Raw genomic sequence first — 16,904 nt, 5'->3', positions numbered from 1 at the left:
GAAATTGATAAGTTTTCCTAAATTTTACCAGTTCACCTAGAGAGCTAACAGCTCATCCCCGCTAGCGCGGGAACACGGACTGATCCTCCCCGGAGGATCTGATCTCCCCAGATTTCAGGTCCTCCCAGGTCTGAGCCCGATCGACATCTCTCCATACTGGTGTTTGGGGGGCGTCCTCCGGCACCGCCCAGGTCTTTTTATCGCTCATTTCGCCACTTCCTCCCTATACCCTTTTGAGATTAGACAATCACATGCTCACAGAAACAACTCATCCCCGCTAGCGCGGGGAACACACGATGACGCTGCGCCACCACACAGGCCAGCCCGGCTCATCCCCGCTAGCGCGGGGAACACCTCTTGGAGGATGAATCACTGAAGGCTCGATTGGGCTCATCCCCGCTAGCGCGGGGAACACAGCGTTGGGTGCTTTGGGTGGTGCCCTTGCTGGGGCTCATCCCCGCTAGCGCGGGGAACACCACCTTTCTGGCTGGTTTAACTAGCTTGAATGAGGCTCATCCCCGCTAGCGCGGGGAACACTTGATAAAGCGGCTATGCAAGGTAAGTCAGTTGGGCTCATCCCCGCTAGCGCGGGGAACACGCAATAGCGACGGCGATGGGGGAGGAAGAACTCGGCTCATCCCCGCTAGCGCGGGGAACACTCATCAGGAGTGGACATCACCACATCAGTGTTAGGCTCATCCCCGCTAGCGCGGGGAACACCATAAAATAAACGCCCGGCATAATAACCAGGCGGGCTCATCCCCGCTAGCGCGGGGAACACCCAGGAAGGGATCTGGGGCTTTTGTGAGGAGTGGGCTCATCCCCGCTAGCGCGGGGAACACCCTCGAAGTCCAACGAATCTCGATCCACCGGCAGGCTCATCCCCGCTAGCGCGGGGAACACTGCTGTATGATTTGTGACTCGTTAGCACGCATGGGCTCATCCCCGCTAGCGCGGGGAACACCCATCATCTAGTCGCGTTTTAGTTACTACTAAGGGCTCATCCCCGCTAGCGCGGGGAACACACTTGATTAACTGCGTTAATCCAAGAGCATACCGGAAAATAGATACAACTTCTCCTCGTCACACCGCCGCCGCGATCCGGTCACCCACCTCAGCCGTCACCGTATCCTCAGACCGTTGTGCTACATCGTCTGCCACGGCTTTCTCGATGCGTTCCGCGCCTTGTTCGTCTCCCAGGTGTCGCAGCATGAGTGCTACGGAGAGGATCGCCGCCGTGGGGTCGGCGATTCCCTTGCCTGCGATGTCGGGGGCTGAGCCGTGAACGGGTTCGAACATGGAGGGGTTTTCTCCCGAGGCGTCGATGTTGCCGGAGGCTGCGAGGCCGATTCCTCCGGTGATTGCTCCGGCTAGGTCGGTGAGGATGTCTCCGAAGAGGTTGTCGGTCACGATCACGTCGTAGCGTTGGGGGTTGGTCACCATGTAGATGGTGGCGGCGTCGATGTGATTGTATTCTACGGTCACATCGGGGTACTCGCGCGCCACCTCGTCCACGGTGCGTTGCCAGAGTCCACCGGCGTTGACCAGGACGTTTGTCTTGTGTACGAGGGTGAGGTGCTTGCGGCGTTGCGCGGCACGGCGGAAGGCATCGCGTACCACGCGTTCCACGCCAAAGCGGGTGTTTTGGGAGACTTCGGAGGCAACCTCGTGGGGGGTGCCTTCGCGGAGGGTGCCTCCGTTACCGCAGTAGAGGCCTTCGGTACCTTCGCGTACCACGATGAAGTCGATGTTTCCTGGGTTGGCTAGGGGGGTTTTCGCCGTGGGATAGAGCACCGAGGGGCGGAGGTTCACGTGGTGATCGAGGGCGAAGCGCATTTTGAGGAGCAGTCCGCGCTCTAGTACGCCGGGTGGGACGTCGCCGGGGGCGCCGATGGCGCCGAGCAGGATGGCGTTGTGTTCGCGCAGGAGGGCGAGGTCGGCGTCGTTAAGCAATTCCCCGGTGCGCAGGTAGCGGCGGGCTCCGAGGTCGAGTTCCGTGGTTTCGACGTCGGAGCGCACGGCTCGCAGTACCTTGAGGGCTTCGGCGGTGACTTCGGGGCCGATACCATCGCCGGCGATCACTGCAATTTTCATATCGCGAGATTCCTTTCTCACATGGTGAACATGTGAGGCCAGTCTATCGCGATTTTCTCCGTTAGTTCAGCGAAAGCTGGAATGCCGTGGCATCAAGGGCGCTGGCGATGGAATCGAGCAATTCGCCGGGCACCTCGTGCTGCACGCGCAGGATCAGCATGGCCTCGTCGCCGCTGCTGGCCTGGGTGAGGGCTGCGGCCTCGATGTTGATGCCGCGCTCCCCCAGCATGGAGCCCACCGTCCCCAGGGCGCCGGGGGCGTCCGTGTAGCGCAGGAAGATGTTGCGGCCGGTGGCGCGCATGTCTACGCCGCGCCCATTGATCCGCACAATCTTTTCCACCCGCTCCAGGCCCGGCAACGCGCCGATCACGCTGGCCTGCGCACCGTCAGCACCGATGACCTTGACCTCCACCACGGAGCGGTGGAACGCGGACTCGGAGTGGGTCTCCACCTTGAGTTCCACACCGCGTTCCTCTGCGATGCGCGGGGCGTTCACAAAGGTCACCGGAACCTGGGAGATCTCAGAGAAGAGCCCGCGCAGGGCGGACAGACCCAATCCCTCGACCTTCTCCGTGGAAAGCTCCCCGCGGGCGGAGACGATCACGGTATCCGGGGCGGCACCGAGCAGGGAGCTTGCCAGCGCGCCGAGCTTACGGGTGAGTTCCATCCAGGCTGCCACCTCCTCCCCCACGCGCCCGCCGGAAACATTCACGGCGTCCGGCACGAACTCGCCGGCCAGCGCCTTGAGCACCGAGGCCGCCACGTCCGTGCCCGCGCGATCTTGTGCCTCCACGGTGGACGCCCCCAGGTGCGGGGTCACCACCACCTCGTCGAGGGCAAACAACGGCGAATCCGTGCAGGGTTCCGTGGCGTACACGTCAAACCCGGCCCCCCGAATCCGGCCGGATTTGATGGCCTCGGCGAGGGCCTGCTCGTCCACCAGGCCACCGCGGGCGGCGTTAATGAGAATCTGCCCCTCCTTGGCCTTGGAGAGCAATTCCGTGCCGAACATTCCGGCGGTTTCCTTGGTTTTGGGCAGGTGAATGGTCACAAAGTCGCTGCGGCTCATCAGATCCTCAAGATCCGTCAGCTCCACGCCCAGCTGGGCGGCGCGCGCCGGATTGGCGTACGGATCATAGGCGAGGATCTCCGCGACGTCGAAGGCCTGGAGACGCTGGGCAAAGAGCTGGCCGATGTGGCCAAAACCCACGATGCCCACGGTCTTGCCAAAGATTTCCACGCCCTTAAAATCGGAGCGCTTCCAGGTGGCCTCGCGCAGCGTGCGATCCGCCGCAGGGATCTGCCGCGCGGTGGCCAGCAGGAGCGCGATGGCGTGCTCGCAGGCGGAGTGGATATTGGAGGTGGGGGCGTTGGCCACCATCACGCCGCGCTCCGTGGCGGCCTCCACGTCCACGTTATCCAGACCAACACCGGCACGGCCAACGATCTGGAGTTTCGGCGCGGCCTTGAGCACCTCCCGATCCACGGTGGTGGCGGAGCGGACGAGGAGGGCGTCCGCCTCGGGAACGGCGGCAAGAAGCTCGGCGCGATTAGGGCCATCGACCCAGCGCACCTCCACCGCGTCCCCGAGAGCATCGACGGTGGACTGGGACAATTTATCGGCAATAAGAACAACAGGACGGGACACGGGGGATTACTCTCCTTGCATGATCGCAGTAAATACCTTCGATCATTCTACGACGTAGATCACCGCCGCGCCCTGTTTTCTACTCACTGGTAGGAAACGAACCAGGGGCGTGGCTCCACCGCGTAGGTCTGCTCCGGGGTGAACATGGGGGTGTCCTCGTCAAAAAAGTTCTTCCACGCCATGAACCAACCCGGGCCGAGATCCTGGCGCATGACGTTCCACGTATCGAACTTCTCTTCCGCCACCCCGTGCCCGTCCGCATGCAGAACATAGGCCAATTCCGGATGATCGGTGCGGATATTCTCCCGATCGCGCAGCATTTGGAGCTGGAATTGATGGAGCACAAAGGTCTTCTGCGGAAGGTTATTCTTCTTGGTCAGATCGGCCAGCCAGTCGGCCACCGCATTGACCTCCTCCGCCTCCACGCTTCCCACGCGGGTCAGCGGCTGCTCATCCGGCCCAATGCGCCATTCGGGATCGAGCGCCAGCCCCACGTTGGGGCGCTTGAGCAATTCCTCGTAGCGCTTGGCCTGATCCAGGAAGTTCGCCCTACCCGATTGCAGGTCCAGCACCGCGTATCCCCCAGCCTCGGTGATGGCATCAATGTAGGGCAGCAACTCCTCCGGGGTGGCCTCGTTAGAGTAATCACCGTCTTCGCCGGGAAACTCGGAGGCCACGGTGGCGATGATCTCAAAGGCCGGGATCACCGGCTCGGCGGGGTTGAGTTCCTGGTATTGGGCAACCAGATCGCGCACGTAGGCCACCGATCCCTCGGGGTCCTGCTCCCCCATCACGCCCAGTGCCCCTCCGGAGGGGTGCCCATACAGCGCGATCATGCGGCGGCCGGGGAATGCCATGGTGCCGCCCCCGGGAAGTTCCGTGGTCACGGTCTGCGCCAGGCGGATCTTTTCCGCGAATTGCTCTCCGGTACCAAACCCAGCCCCCAGGGCCACCACGGAGCGATCCTCCAGCCCGGCCACCATCTTGGTGGCCTCCTCGCTCACGCGCGGATCGGGATAATCCATCAAGCGCACCTGAGCGCCGTAGGAACGAGCATTGGCCACGTCCAGGATCGGGGATTGGGGCGAGGCCACCACCACGGGCGCGGCGGCGCCGTCGCGGGCGCTTTGTACGGGGAAGCTGCCGTTCTCCGTGTCTGGCGCGGCCGACTTGGCCGCGGCTTCAGGGGCGTCCTCGGCGCCCTCCGGGGCGGCTAGCCACTCGGCCACCAGCTCGGTGGGTTCCGAGGGTTGAAAATCGGCCACCGCCTTGGCCATATTCTCCGGGGCAGGGATCGGGTTCTTCCCAAAGTGCAGCGAGGTCAGGGCGCTGAGGGCTTCATCACCGCCGGGGTCGCTCACGAAAGTGACGTTATCCGGAGCGCCCGGAAGCCGCACGTCTCCCACCGTGAGCACCGTGGCCGCCCCCAGGCGCGAAAGCTCCTTTTTCACCTGCTCGGCGTTCTCCTCGGTCAGTCCCAGCACCGGGGCGTGCGCCGCCATGCCCAAGGACACCGCGCGGAGCCGCTGCGGTTCCGCTCCGGCTACCACCACGGCGGTTTCGGACTTATCAAAGAAGAGTTGAGAGGATTCCAGCCCGGAGCGATCCACCCCGGCCAGTACCTGGGGGCGATCGCCAAAGCGCTCGTCCACGCGGCGGTTACGATTCTCCGCCTTGGCCGCCTCCACGGTATCTGCGGGCACTGTCGCGCTATCCACGGCGCTTGGTTGCGCAACAGATGGTTCCTTCTCATCGGAGGAACAGGCCACCAATAACCCGGCGCTCATTCCCACTGCGGTAAGGATTCCTAGCGTCCCACGAAACTTCACTCAACTAACCTCTTTTCTCTACTCTTCTTCCGAGCGCTCTTCCCCACTCATCGTAGCCAATTCCGTCTTCCCGCCTCGGACTACCTCCTTGCCCATCGCCTGCGCGATCAATCCCAGCAGGCGCTCGGCGCGATCCGCCAGGAACTCCTGGGCGCGGCCCGCATACAGCAGCTCCGGATCAAGCTGGTGCGTGGCCAAGACCGCATCAAACTCCTCGTCCTCCATCAAGGACTTGGACTGCACCCTGGGCAGATAGCGTGCCGGGCTAAAGCCATCGAGCACCACCTCCGTGCGCTTGCCCATCGGGGTGCGATTCAACACCCCGCCGGCCAGATGCGCGACCACGCCGTTGTCCCGGCACCACTGCGCGGGGAAAATCTGCGCATAGGTGGGGTTAAGATCGCGGAACGTCCAGCGGTCAAAGGGGGCCGAGGTGCGCCAGTCCCGCGCGCCCCGGCTCATCAGCAGGGCGTAGATCCCGTGGAACACGCCGGAATCCTCCCCCACGGTGTACAGCCGCTCCTCGTGGAACACGGCATCGCGCACCGTCTTGGGCTCCTGGGTGGTTTCCTCCCTAATCCAGGCGGTGACCTGATCCACGTCGTGCGCCATACGGTTGATCACGGCGGCGGAGCCGTACAACTCCCCCAGCACACCCGACCAGAACCAGCGATCCAGGCGATCCCACGCCTTGGAGGTGGTCAGCGCGGCCGGGGTATCGGAGAGCAACGCGAGAATGACGGAGAGCGGCACGATCTGCGCCACGTAGGGCACCTGGGTGAGATCAAAGATGCAGCGCTGGATCAAAAACTCGGCGGACTCGCGCAGGGTAATGCGAATATCGTGGGCGGCCCGGCGATATTCCTCCAGGTTAAGGGCCAGGATGTCCTCCCGATTGCCCGCCGCGTGGCCGCGCCTCGCCGTGGCCAGTAGCGAGACGGCCGTGAGGAAGGCCGTGCGGTCGATCCCGTCCAATGCCGGGTACTTGCGCAGAGCCTTTTCCGTGTCCGCCCAGTCCTGGGCCAGGGAGAAGTGCTCGTCCTCCGTGGCAAAGACGGCGGTGAGCAGCTCAAAGACGTCCATCTGCAAGCCCGCGGAGTTGGCCTGAGCAAAGATAGAACCCACCCCGGCACGCGCGGTTTCGCGCGAAAGGCGGATCATGGGCACCGAGTATGCCGCGAGTGGGTAGACGATCTTCTGATAAAACGCCTTGACGGCCGCGCGGGTCGGCTCGTCCGCGCCGTCGATGAGGTCAAAAAGTTTATCGGTAGCCCCCGCCCCCAGCAGGGTGGACACGGGAATGCACTGCTCTCCCACCTCCTCCGGGGCGAAGTGCGAGCAGATGGTGCCGTCCTCGGCCACCGCAAACACGGCCTCGTCGGGAAGCACGTCCCCGGAGGTGGCTTTATCCACGTCCACGTAAAAGGCCCGGCGCACCGGGCGGCCCCGGAAGTCCACGCCGTGAACAAAGCCATCGCCCTGGAGGCTGTGGTAAAGGGTGGTCAGGCGCTGCTGGCCGTCGAGAAGCAACATACCCGGCGCATTCCCGGTCTCCGGTGCGCCGACGATCGGGCGCGGGCGGAAGCGCATGGGGGTATTGCGGGTATCCAGCGCCATAAAGCAGCCCACCGGGTAACCGCGCAGGACGGTAACGATGAGCGATCGGATTCGATCTACGTCCCAGGCGTAATCGCGCTGAAAGTCGGGAAGCTGAATGTCCCCGCGATCAATGCGGGCGAAGAGGTCGGTGAGGCCATAGCTTGGCGTGGAAAATCCCATGCAGCCTATGGTACTGCGCGAATCCTAATGCCCGCACACATGTTCATGCCCCTTGTGGCCGGGTTCTTCCACCTGGATCGTGGAATGTTCTATCCCCATCTCCCGCAACGTCCCCTGCGCCGCGTCCAGCACCTGGGAGTACCCTTCCTGGCGCACCACCAGGTGGCACGTCACCAGCGCCTGGTTGCCGTCCGTGGACCACAGGTGAAGGTCGTGCACCTCGCACACCCCAGGCACCTCACGAAGGCGCCGCTCCACCTCCCGCGTATCGACGCCCTCGGGCACCTGGTTGAGCAGCACCCGCACCGAGGTTCGGGCGAGCGCCACCGAGCGCGGAATAACGAGTGCGGCAATGATGAGGGAGGCGATGGTATCGGCCGCCACGAATCCGGTGAACGCGATGATAAGCCCCGCCACGATCACCGCCACCGACCCCAAAAGATCGGAGAGCACGTGCAGGTATGCGCCCTTCATGTTGAGGCTATCGTGCTGGCGGCGGGTGAGAATCATCGCGGAAATGGCGTTGGCCACCAGGCCGATGAGCGCCACCAGCACCATCGTGGTGGTATCAATGTCCGCGCTCTGCCCAAACCGCCCCAAGGCCTCCACCACGATCCACACGGAGATAATGGTGACCGCCACCGCATTGAGTGCCGCCGCCAATACCTCCACCCGGCGGTGCCCGAAGGTGGCGCGGCTGCTGGGCGGACGACGCCCCACCAGCATGGCCAGCAGGGCGAGGATCAGCCCGGTGGAGTCCGAGAGCATGTGCATGGCGTCAGACAACAGCGCCAGCGAGCCGGAGAGAAAGCCAGCGATAAGTTCCGCAAAGAAAATAGCCCCCGTGAGGGTAATGACCCCCAGCAGGGACTTTAGCGAACTGGGGGCGTGACTGTGATCGTGGTCATGATCGCTCATAACGACGATTGTAGCGCCCCGAGAGCATTATTGAAATCTTTTTGAGAATACTTTTTAGGCAGTCTCATTCAGCGGGGCCTTGACCCAGCTCATCAAATCGCGCAACTTGGCGCCCGTCTCCTCGATGGGGTGCTGGGCGATCTTTTCGCGATGAGCCTCCAGATCCTTATTTCCGCCCTCCACGTTAGCGATCAGGGCCTTCACGAAGGTGCCGTCCTGAATATCCTTGAGCACCTCGCGCATACGCTCCTTGGCCCCCTCGTCCACCACTCGCGGGCCGGAGAGGTAACCGCCATACTCGGCGGTATCGGAGATGGAGTAGTTCATGTTCTTCAGGCCGCCCTCGTAGATAAGATCCACGATGAGCTTCATCTCATGCAGGCACTCAAAGTACGCCATCTCCGGGGCGTAACCAGCCTCGGTGAGCACCTCAAAGCCGCTGGTGATGAGGGATTCCACGCCGCCACAGAGCACGGCCTGCTCGCCAAAGAGGTCCGTCTCCGTCTCCTCCCGGAAGGTGGTGGGAATAACGCCCGCGCGAGCACCACCGATGGCGGCGGCGTAGGAAAGCGCCAACTCGCGCCCCTCACCCTTGGGGTCCTGCTCCACCGCAATGAGGCAGGGCACGCCCTTGCCGTCCACGTAGGTACGACGCACCAGGTGGCCCGGCCCCTTAGGGGCAACCATGCCCACGGTGACGTTGGCCGGAGGCTCGATCAGCTTGAAATGAATGTTCAGGCCGTGGCCAAAGAAGATGGCGTCCCCGTCCTTGAGGTTCGGCTCGATCTCCTCGGAGAACAGGCTGGCCTGCGTGGTATCGGGAGCCAAGATCATGATGACGTCAGCCCAGGCGGCGGCCTCGGCGTTGGACTTCACCTCAAAGCCCGCCTCGCGGGCCTTGTCTGCGGAGCGGGACCCCTCGCGCAGGCCGATCACCACCTCCACACCGGAATCGCGCAGGTTCTGCGCGTGTGCGTGCCCCTGGGAGCCGTAGCCGATGATGGCCACCTTGCGCCCCTGAATGATGGACAGATCGGCGTCAGCGTCGTAGAGAACTTCAATAGCCATGAGAGTGACTCTCACCTTTCTTCGTCAAGGAGTACCGGGAGGTTCCTCTTGTCACCTTACCGGATTTTTGTTTCATTATGTGAGATGAACCCTCCCCCAGCGTCCCATCAGATGAAACGGCGGGGGTGGAATCATGAGCGGGAGGGCGTCGGAGATAGCGTACGCGGCCCGCGATTGAGGGCAATCTGCCCGGATTGCAGCATCTCCCGGATACCAAAGGGCTCCAGGACATCGAGAAGAGCCTGCAACTTGCCCGGCATACCCGTGGCCTCAATAACCACGGACTCCGGGGCCACGTCCACCACGCGGGCCCTAAAGATCGTGGCGGCGTCCACCACCTGCGGACGAGTGTGATTATCCACGTCCACCTTGACCAGCAACAGGGCGCGGGCCACCGTGGCGTCCTCCTCCAGGCGCACCACCTTTATCACCTGGATGATCTTGTTGAGCTGCTTAGAAATTTGCTCAATGCGCACCTCATCCGCGTCCACCACAATGGTAATACGATTGATGCCCGGCGTGGATGTCTTGGCCGAAACCAAAGAAACCAGGTTGAAGCCACGGCGGGTGAACATGCCCGAGACGCGGGAGATGATGCCATCCACGTCCTCCACCAGCACGCTCAAGATATGGCGGGTCTTATCCTGTTGAGCCATTACGCCTGCTCCTCCTCGACAAATAGCGGCCGCAGGTCATGGGCATAACGGATCTCCGAGTTGGAGGAACCCGAGGCGATCATCGGCCAGACATGCGCGTCCTGGCCAACGATGAAGTCCAGCACCACGGGGCGATCGTTGATCTCCCGCGCCCACCGAATAGCCGGAATGATCTCCTCCTCCGTGGTCACCCGGCGCGCCGCGCAGCCCAGGGCCTCGGCCAGCCCCACAAAGTCGGGCACATACTCGTTCTGTTCGCGCAACTTGGTGTTGGAATAGCGCCCGCCATAAAAAAGCGTTTGCCACTGACGCACCATGCCAAGGTTGCCATTATTAATCAGGGCCACCTTGATCGGCATGCCTTCCACCGCCGCGGTGGTGAGTTCCTGGTTGGTCATCTGGAAGCAGCCATCGCCGTCAATAGCCCATACCTCGGCCTCCGGGGCGCCGGCCTTGGCTCCCAGCGCCGCGGGGATCGCATACCCCATCGTGCCCAGGCCGCCGGAGTTGAGCCAGGTGCGGGGATGCTCAAAGTCCAGGAACTGCGCCGACCACATTTGGTGCTGGCCCACGCCAGCGGCATAGATGGCCTCCGGCCCGGCCTCCCTGGACAGGGCCTCAAGCACCCGCTGCGGGGCAAGCATCCCGTCCGAAGGTTCTTCATAGCCTCGGGGGAAGCGCTCGCACAGATCATCCAGATAGGCCAGCCAGGACGCCGTATCCGGGCCCTTCGCCCCGGCCTCCCGGTACGCGCGGGAAAGCCCGGCCAGAACTGCCTTCGCGTCCCCCACGATGGGCACATCGACGGCCCTGATCTTGCCGATCTCCGCAGGGTCGATGTCTGCGTGGATCACCTTGGCCTCCGGCGCGAAGGCATCTACCTTGCCGGTGACGCGATCGTCGAAACGCGTGCCAATGGCGATGAGCAGGTCGGAGCGCTGCAAGGCTCCCACGGCGGGCACCGAACCGTGCATGCCGGGCATGCCCATGTGCAGGCGGTGTGATTCCGGGAAGGATCCCAGGGCCATGAGCGTGGTGACCACCGGGATATTGGTGGCCTCCGCGAACGCGCGCAGTTCCGCCGCCGCGTTTGCCTTGATGACCCCGCCGCCGATGTACAGCACCGGCCGCTCAGCTTGGGTGATGAGTTCCACGGCCTGCGCGATCTGGCGGCCGTGCGGGTTGGTCACCGGGCGATACCCCGGCAGGTCAATCTTGGGTGGCCAGGAAAACTCCATCTGGGCATCCTGAACATCCTTGGGAATATCCACCAGCACCGGGCCGGGGCGTCCGGTGGAGGCGAGGTGAAAGGCCTCCGCGAGGGCCTGTGGGATGTCCTGCGGGTCAGTCACCATGAAGTTGTGTTTGGTCACCGGCATGGTGATGCCGCGAATATCGGCCTCTTGGAAGGCATCCGTGCCCAAAAGACCGCTGCCCACCTGGCCGGTGATGGCCACGAGGGGAACGGAATCGAGGTTGGCATCGGCGATCGGGGTCACCAGGTTCGTTGCCCCCGGGCCCGAGGTGGCGATGCACACCCCCACCCGGCCCGTGACCTGAGCGTATCCCTCCGCGGCATGACCCGCGCCCTGCTCGTGGCGCATGAGCACGTGGCGAACCTTGGTGGAGGAATACAGCGGATCATACAGGGGCAGCACGGCCCCGCCGGGAAGGCCAAAGACCACATCGGTTCCCAGTTCTTCCAGCGAGCGCACCACCGCCTGGGCCCCGCTCATGCGTTCTGGGGCCGAGCGATCGGCCGCGGCCTTGCGAGCAAGCGTGGACGGCAGCGGAGGTTGCTTTGCTTCCGCGTTCACGAGTGTCAGGCTCCTTGCGTATCAGTGGTTCTGTTCAATAGCGATTATGCAGTGTGGCGCGGCCTCCGGGGGTGGGGCTGCCGCAGACTATGCGAAGCGCCCTCGCGCATCCACCGTGGGTGGGTGTTGCGGAGGGCGCTTGCTCTTCGACCTCAACTGGCCGCTACGGCACGCGCCGCTCGGGTACAAGGAGAAGTCGAATAATGAGCATGGTGGACACTATACACCACGGCGTGACCAGGGCCATTATTTTTATTCACTGTGCCTGCCCTCTTACTCTTTAAGCCCCGCCCACCGCGGCACCCCTCCCCATACCAGGATTTTTCTCCCTCCCACCTCATCTTCGCGGCTCCGTCGATCCTTTTTGAGCAATGTCACAGGCGTTGGCTACCATGTGGGACATGAGTCCTGAAGCACCATCCGCCACGCAGTTCCGCCCGGAGCGCTTCCATTTTGCGGTGGTGATTTTCATGGCCCTCATCATGCTGATTCCCATCAGCCACTCTCCCGCGCTGCTTGGCGGATTCTTTATCCTTCCGGCCCTTTACCTGTGGTGGCTGGTACGGGCGCGCACCAGCGTCGACTCGCGGGGAATCACTGCCCACTACGCTTTCCGCGGCTCGCGCACGGTGACGTGGGAGGACTTCGAGGGCATCGGATTCAAGGGCTCCACCAGTTTCGCCCGCTCCCGCACCGGCGAGCAGTTTTCCCTCCCCGCGGTGAGCTTTAACTCCCTCCCGGCGCTGGCACAGGCCTCGGGCGGGCGCATCCCCGACGCACTGACCGTGGGACGGGAAGCGGTAGACGACAAGGTAGCTATTGTGCGTCGCAATGGCGAGCGCGTCCTCATCACCCGCGAGGAATACGCCGCTATGAGCAAAGAGCAGAACAAAGAGCACACAGAACAACCCAAGCGCTGATTCCCGTACCGCCCCTCCCGGGCCCGCTCCGGGCACGGCACGAGGCAGTGCTCACGCAGTTTCCCTTATATGAGGAGTTTCCCGTGATCCCGCTGCGATCTAAAGTCACCACCGTCGGCCGCAATGCCTCCGGCGCGCGCGCCCTCTGGCGCGCCACCGGCACCAAGGAACACGAGTTTGGCAAGCCCATCGTGGCCATCGTGAACTCCTACACCCAGTTCGTGCCCGGGCACGTCCACCTGAAAAACGTGGGCGACGTGGTGGCAGACGCGGTGCGCGCCGCCGGCGGCGTACCCAAGGAATTCAACACCATCGCCGTCGATGACGGCATCGCCATGGGCCACGGCGGAATGCTGTATTCCCTGCCCAGCCGGGAGATCATCGCAGACTCCGTGGAATACATGGTCAACGCCCACACCGCGGACGCGATGGTGTGCATCTCCAACTGCGATAAGATCACCCCCGGCATGCTCAACGCCGCCATGCGGCTGAATATCCCCGCGATCTTCGTCTCCGGCGGCCCGATGGAGGCCGGAAAGGCCGTGGTGATCGACGGGGTGGCCCACCCTCCCACCGACCTCATCAGCACCATCACGGCCTCGGCCGACGAGAGCGTGTCCGACGCCGGTTTGACCAAGATGGAGAGCATCGCCTGCCCCACCTGCGGTTCCTGCTCCGGCATGTTCACCGCCAACTCCATGAACTGCCTCACCGAGGCGCTTGGGCTCTCCCTGCCGGGCAACGGCACCACCCTGGCCACTCACACCGCGCGCCGCGCGCTCTTTGAAAAGGCCGGGGCCATGATCGTGGACATGTGCCGACGTTACTACGGGGAAGGCGACGATGCCGTGCTGCCGCGCAGCATCGCCGCCAAGCAAGCCTTCAACAACGCCATGGCCCTGGACATGGCGATGGGCGGTTCCACCAACACCGTGCTGCACACCCTGGCCGCCGCCCAGGAGGGCGAGGTGGACTTCACCCTCGACGACATTGACGAGCTCTCCTACCGCATCCCCTGCGTGTCCAAGGTCTCCCCGAACTCCGATTATCACATCGAGGACGTACACCGCGCCGGCGGCATCCCCGCGATCCTGGGTGAGCTGCATCGCGCGGGTCTGCTGGAAAAGGACGTCCACACCGCTCTCTACGGCTCCGTGGACGAGTGGCTCGACGACTGGGACGTGCGCGGCGGCAAGGCTATCGACGCCGCGAAGGAACTCTTCCATGCCGCCCCCGGCGGGGTACGCACCACCGAGGCATTCTCCCAATCGAACCGCTGGGACAGCCTGGACATGGACGCGGAGAACGGCTGCATCCGCGACGTCCCCCACGCCTACACCGCCGACGGCGGCCTGGTGATCCTGCGCGGCAACCTCGCCCCCGACGGCGCGGTCATCAAGTCCGCCGGCATCGACGAGGACCTCTGGCACTTCTCCGGCCCCGCCCGGGTGGTGGAAAGCCAGGAGCAGGCGGTATCCACCATCCTGACCCGCCAGGTGCAGCCCGGCGAGGTAGTGGTGATCCGCTACGAAGGCCCCTCCGGGGGGCCGGGCATGCAGGAAATGCTGCACCCCACCTCCTTCCTCAAGGGCGCGGGCCTGGGTAAGAAGTGTGCGCTGATTACGGATGGCCGCTTCTCCGGCGGTACCTCGGGGCTTTCCGTGGGGCACATGTCCCCGGAGGCCGCTCACGGCGGGCTGATCGGGCTGGTGGAAAACGGGGACATCATCACCATCGACGTCCACAAGCGCAGGCTTACCCTGGACGTCCCGGACGAAGTGATTGAGCAGCGACGCGCCGCGATGGAGGCCCGCGAGAAGCCGTGGACCCCGGTGGATCGCAAGCGCACGGTGTCCAAGGCGCTGCGCGCCTACGCCGCCATGGCCACCTCCGCGGATAAGGGAGCCGTACGTCAGGTGGATTAGTCATAAGCGGTAAGATGGCCGCACTATGCCCTCGCAGCCCTCACCGCTTCCTCCCTTTCTGCCCCACCTGCTCAGCGCCCTCGGCCTCGTCGTCGGCATCGCCGCCACGTTCCGGCAGTTCGGAGCCACGGACTTTCCCGTAGACATGGTGATCTACCGAGAGGGAGTATGGGCCTTCCTCCAGGGGCGCGAGGTGTACTCGGTGCCCATGATGGCGGGCGATACCGCGCTCCCCTTTATCTACCCACCCTTCGGCGCATTGGCGCTCGCCCCGCTATCCCACCCGGCGCTCAGCCACGACCTCGCCGGGGACATCATGGTGGCCGCCTCTAACGGCCTGCTTCTGCTGTGCCTCTACCTCGTCATGCGGGCGGTCATCCCCGCCGGGACTGCCCCCTGGGTGCTCCCGCTTAGCGCCCTGAGCTGGGGAGCCGTTCTGAATATGGAGCCGGTGGAGCTCAACAACGGCTTTGCCCAGATCAACATCGTCATCATGGCGCTCGTGGTGCTTGACCTGGTGCCCCGGAGGCGTCGCCTGCCCCAGGGTTGGCTCATCGGCCTCGCCATCGCTATCAAGATCACCCCGGCCGCCATGCTCCTGTACTTCCTCCTGCTCAGGAGGGTGCGGCCGATCATCACCGCCGCCTGCTCCGCCGTGGCCGCCACGGGAGTGGGCGCTCTGGTGCGCTGGGACGCCACCAAGGAATACTTTGGCTCCGTGCTCCTGGGCATGGGCACCGGGGAGGACTTTGGGGTAGATCCCACCTACACCTCCAACAGTTCCCTACAGGCCATGCTCACCCGCTGGTCTCCCACCGAGGCATGGGCACAGGATCATCACGGGGTACTCACCGCCCTGTGGGCGGCGATTTCTCTCCTGGTGATCCTCCTGGGTTCCCGGATCATGCGTAGGCTCATCGACGCGCGCCGCCCCACCGAGGCCTGGCTGATCGGGGCGCTCGTCATGCTCCTCATTTCCCCCGTTTCCTGGTCGCACCACTGGGTGTGGCTCGCCCTCATTCTCCCCGTGGCCGCCTGGCATCTCTACGACCGTTGGTTCCTCGGCATCGTCACGGGAACCTGGACGCTCATCGTGGTCTCGCGTCCTCCCAAGTGGTGGTTCGGTGACGGCATCAGTTACACCGAACTCTCCTTTTGGCAGCGCTTCCTGGTTTCCGATTACGTGTGGCTAGCGCTGCTTTTCATGCTTGCCGTGGCCCTGGCGCAGCCCAGAACCCGGCCCTTTCCCGCTAAGCCAGCGGGTTAACCCCCGCGCCGAACCACCACAAAACACCCAATCCCACGGCCGCGAGCACCAGGCCCAGCCAGGAGCTTGCCAACGGGCGGCGCGCCCACCCCCGGGAGAAGTCCAGGGCATACCGGCCAGGCCCCGTGAACTGCACCGCAAGCGCGGCGGTGCCAAGGATCACGTAGAGCCAGATGTCTTCCGGCCAGGAAAAGACGTCAAGCCCCGCCCCGGAATGCGCCAGGGCATCGGCCGCCATGAAGCCCGTGACCACGGTGGCCGCCACCGCGAAGAGCGGGGTGATAAGCCCCAGGAGGATAAAGACGCCGGCCGCCAGGCCCGTGGCGGGAATCGCCACGGCGAGCGCCTGCGGGGCCGCATAAGCCGCGTACTGGCCCTCAAGGCCGGAAAGCCCCGCGGAACCGCCCAGGTGGAAGAACACGCTCAGGGAATGCAGGATCAGCCATCCGCCCAGGCCCAGGCGCAGGATCAACAGGCCAAGATCCAGGGTTCCGCGACGCGCCTCGACGGCGTCCTCACGATCCGCCTCATCCGTCTCATCCACCACCGGAGCCGCCGCCCCGGCGTAAGCGGGTGCGGAGGGCGAGGAAACGCTCTGTTCCCCGCTCCCGGGGATTTCGGACCGCCGCTCCACCCGCGTCACGGCAGTCGCCGGGGCGGGCGTGGTGGCCTCGGGGCGAGGCTCCGGCTCGGTCTTGGGGGCCTTAGGCGCCTCAGGAGGCTCGGGGCGGTCGAACGTGGCCGTCGGGGCGTCGGAAAGCAGCGGCGCGCTGCGGTCTGCCTTCTTCTCTTCGGCCGGAGGCGTCTTCTCCTCGGCCGGGGCGGCCTCGCGCGGGCGGATCTCCTGGGGCGCCGCGCGCCCCACCTTCTTGTAAGGGTCGGTGGGGCCATCAGCGGCAGGATTAAAGGTGGGGATATCCAGATCGTCTGCGTCGGCCTTATCGGCCCGGTCTGGGGTAGCGGAATCGTGGCTCATGTCTGCC

At 64.3% G+C, this 16,904-nt stretch carries 13 protein-coding genes and 1 CRISPR repeat array; of the genes, 3 read left to right on the top strand and 10 right to left on the bottom strand.

Going from position 1 to position 16,904, the window contains the following annotated elements; translation table 11 throughout:
- Nucleotides 1-61: 61 nt before the first annotated feature.
- The 9 genes from Cocul_RS12505 to Cocul_RS09185 form a co-directional block, all read right to left on the bottom strand.
- Nucleotides 62-208, bottom strand: coding sequence for a hypothetical protein (locus Cocul_RS12505; protein WP_160318510.1), 147 nt, complete (start codon nt 206-208; stop codon nt 62-64).
- A gap of 57 nt (nt 209-265) precedes the next feature.
- Nucleotides 266-1,025: a CRISPR direct-repeat array (repeat unit 28 nt; unit sequence GGCTCATCCCCGCTAGCGCGGGGAACAC).
- Nucleotides 1,026-1,083: 58 nt separating this feature from the next.
- The gene (locus Cocul_RS09220; RefSeq protein WP_055122981.1) at nt 1,084-2,094 is read right to left on the bottom strand and encodes a 3-isopropylmalate dehydrogenase; all 1,011 of its coding nucleotides are present in this window, start codon (nt 2,092-2,094) and stop codon (nt 1,084-1,086) included.
- Between the two features lie 61 nt (nt 2,095-2,155).
- Nucleotides 2,156-3,742 carry a phosphoglycerate dehydrogenase gene (serA, locus tag Cocul_RS09215; protein ID WP_055122980.1) on the bottom strand — a complete coding sequence of 529 codons (1,587 nt, stop codon included), beginning with the start codon at nt 3,740-3,742 and terminating at the stop codon, nt 2,156-2,158.
- Nucleotides 3,743-3,825: 83 nt separating this feature from the next.
- On the bottom strand, nt 3,826-5,529 hold the full coding sequence (locus tag Cocul_RS09210; RefSeq protein ID WP_082422260.1) for a hypothetical protein: 1,704 nt from the start codon (nt 5,527-5,529) through the stop codon (nt 3,826-3,828).
- A gap of 60 nt (nt 5,530-5,589) precedes the next feature.
- Nucleotides 5,590-7,350, bottom strand: coding sequence for a GmrSD restriction endonuclease domain-containing protein (locus tag Cocul_RS09205; protein WP_055122978.1), 1,761 nt, complete (start codon nt 7,348-7,350; stop codon nt 5,590-5,592).
- 24 nt (nt 7,351-7,374) lie between these two features.
- Complete coding sequence (locus Cocul_RS09200) at nt 7,375-8,268, bottom strand: cation diffusion facilitator family transporter (protein WP_055122977.1); 894 nt, start codon at nt 8,266-8,268, stop codon at nt 7,375-7,377.
- 54 nt (nt 8,269-8,322) lie between these two features.
- Nucleotides 8,323-9,336, bottom strand: coding sequence for a ketol-acid reductoisomerase (gene ilvC, locus Cocul_RS09195; RefSeq protein ID WP_055122976.1), 1,014 nt, complete (start codon nt 9,334-9,336; stop codon nt 8,323-8,325).
- Nucleotides 9,337-9,467: 131 nt separating this feature from the next.
- Complete coding sequence (gene ilvN / locus Cocul_RS09190; protein WP_055122975.1) at nt 9,468-9,992, bottom strand: acetolactate synthase small subunit; 525 nt, start codon at nt 9,990-9,992, stop codon at nt 9,468-9,470.
- Nucleotides 9,992-11,809: an acetolactate synthase large subunit gene (locus Cocul_RS09185; RefSeq protein ID WP_055122974.1), complete on the bottom strand. Its 1,818-nt coding sequence runs from the start codon at nt 11,807-11,809 to the stop codon at nt 9,992-9,994. Before Cocul_RS09185 ends, ilvN begins: the two co-directional genes overlap by 1 nt.
- Nucleotides 11,810-12,210: 401 nt before the next feature.
- On the opposite strand from Cocul_RS09185, the gene Cocul_RS09180 reads away from it, so the two are divergent.
- The 3 genes from Cocul_RS09180 (at nt 12,211) to Cocul_RS09170 (ending at nt 15,921) form a co-directional block, all read left to right on the top strand.
- Nucleotides 12,211-12,729: a PH domain-containing protein gene (locus Cocul_RS09180; protein ID WP_211257118.1), complete on the top strand. Its 519-nt coding sequence runs from the start codon at nt 12,211-12,213 to the stop codon at nt 12,727-12,729.
- A gap of 83 nt (nt 12,730-12,812) precedes the next feature.
- Nucleotides 12,813-14,654: a dihydroxy-acid dehydratase gene (gene ilvD / locus Cocul_RS09175; protein ID WP_055123094.1), complete on the top strand. Its 1,842-nt coding sequence runs from the start codon at nt 12,813-12,815 to the stop codon at nt 14,652-14,654.
- A 25-nt stretch (nt 14,655-14,679) separates the two neighbouring features.
- Nucleotides 14,680-15,921 (top strand): glycosyltransferase family 87 protein, encoded by a 1,242-nt coding sequence (locus Cocul_RS09170; RefSeq protein WP_055122972.1) that lies wholly within the window; start codon nt 14,680-14,682, stop codon nt 15,919-15,921.
- Here the strand turns inward: Cocul_RS09170 and Cocul_RS09165 are convergent.
- Nucleotides 15,905-16,897 carry a DoxX family membrane protein gene (locus tag Cocul_RS09165; RefSeq protein WP_055122971.1) on the bottom strand — a complete coding sequence of 331 codons (993 nt, stop codon included), beginning with the start codon at nt 16,895-16,897 and terminating at the stop codon, nt 15,905-15,907. The genes Cocul_RS09170 and Cocul_RS09165 overlap by 17 nt on opposite strands.
- Nucleotides 16,898-16,904: the final 7 nt, after the last annotated feature.

It is taken from the genome of Corynebacterium oculi (assembly GCF_001412105.1).
Lineage (GTDB): Bacteria > Actinomycetota > Actinomycetes > Mycobacteriales > Mycobacteriaceae > Corynebacterium > Corynebacterium oculi.
The sequence above is the reverse complement of the archived record's forward strand: the minus strand, read 5'-3'. Positions and strand labels throughout refer to the sequence as shown.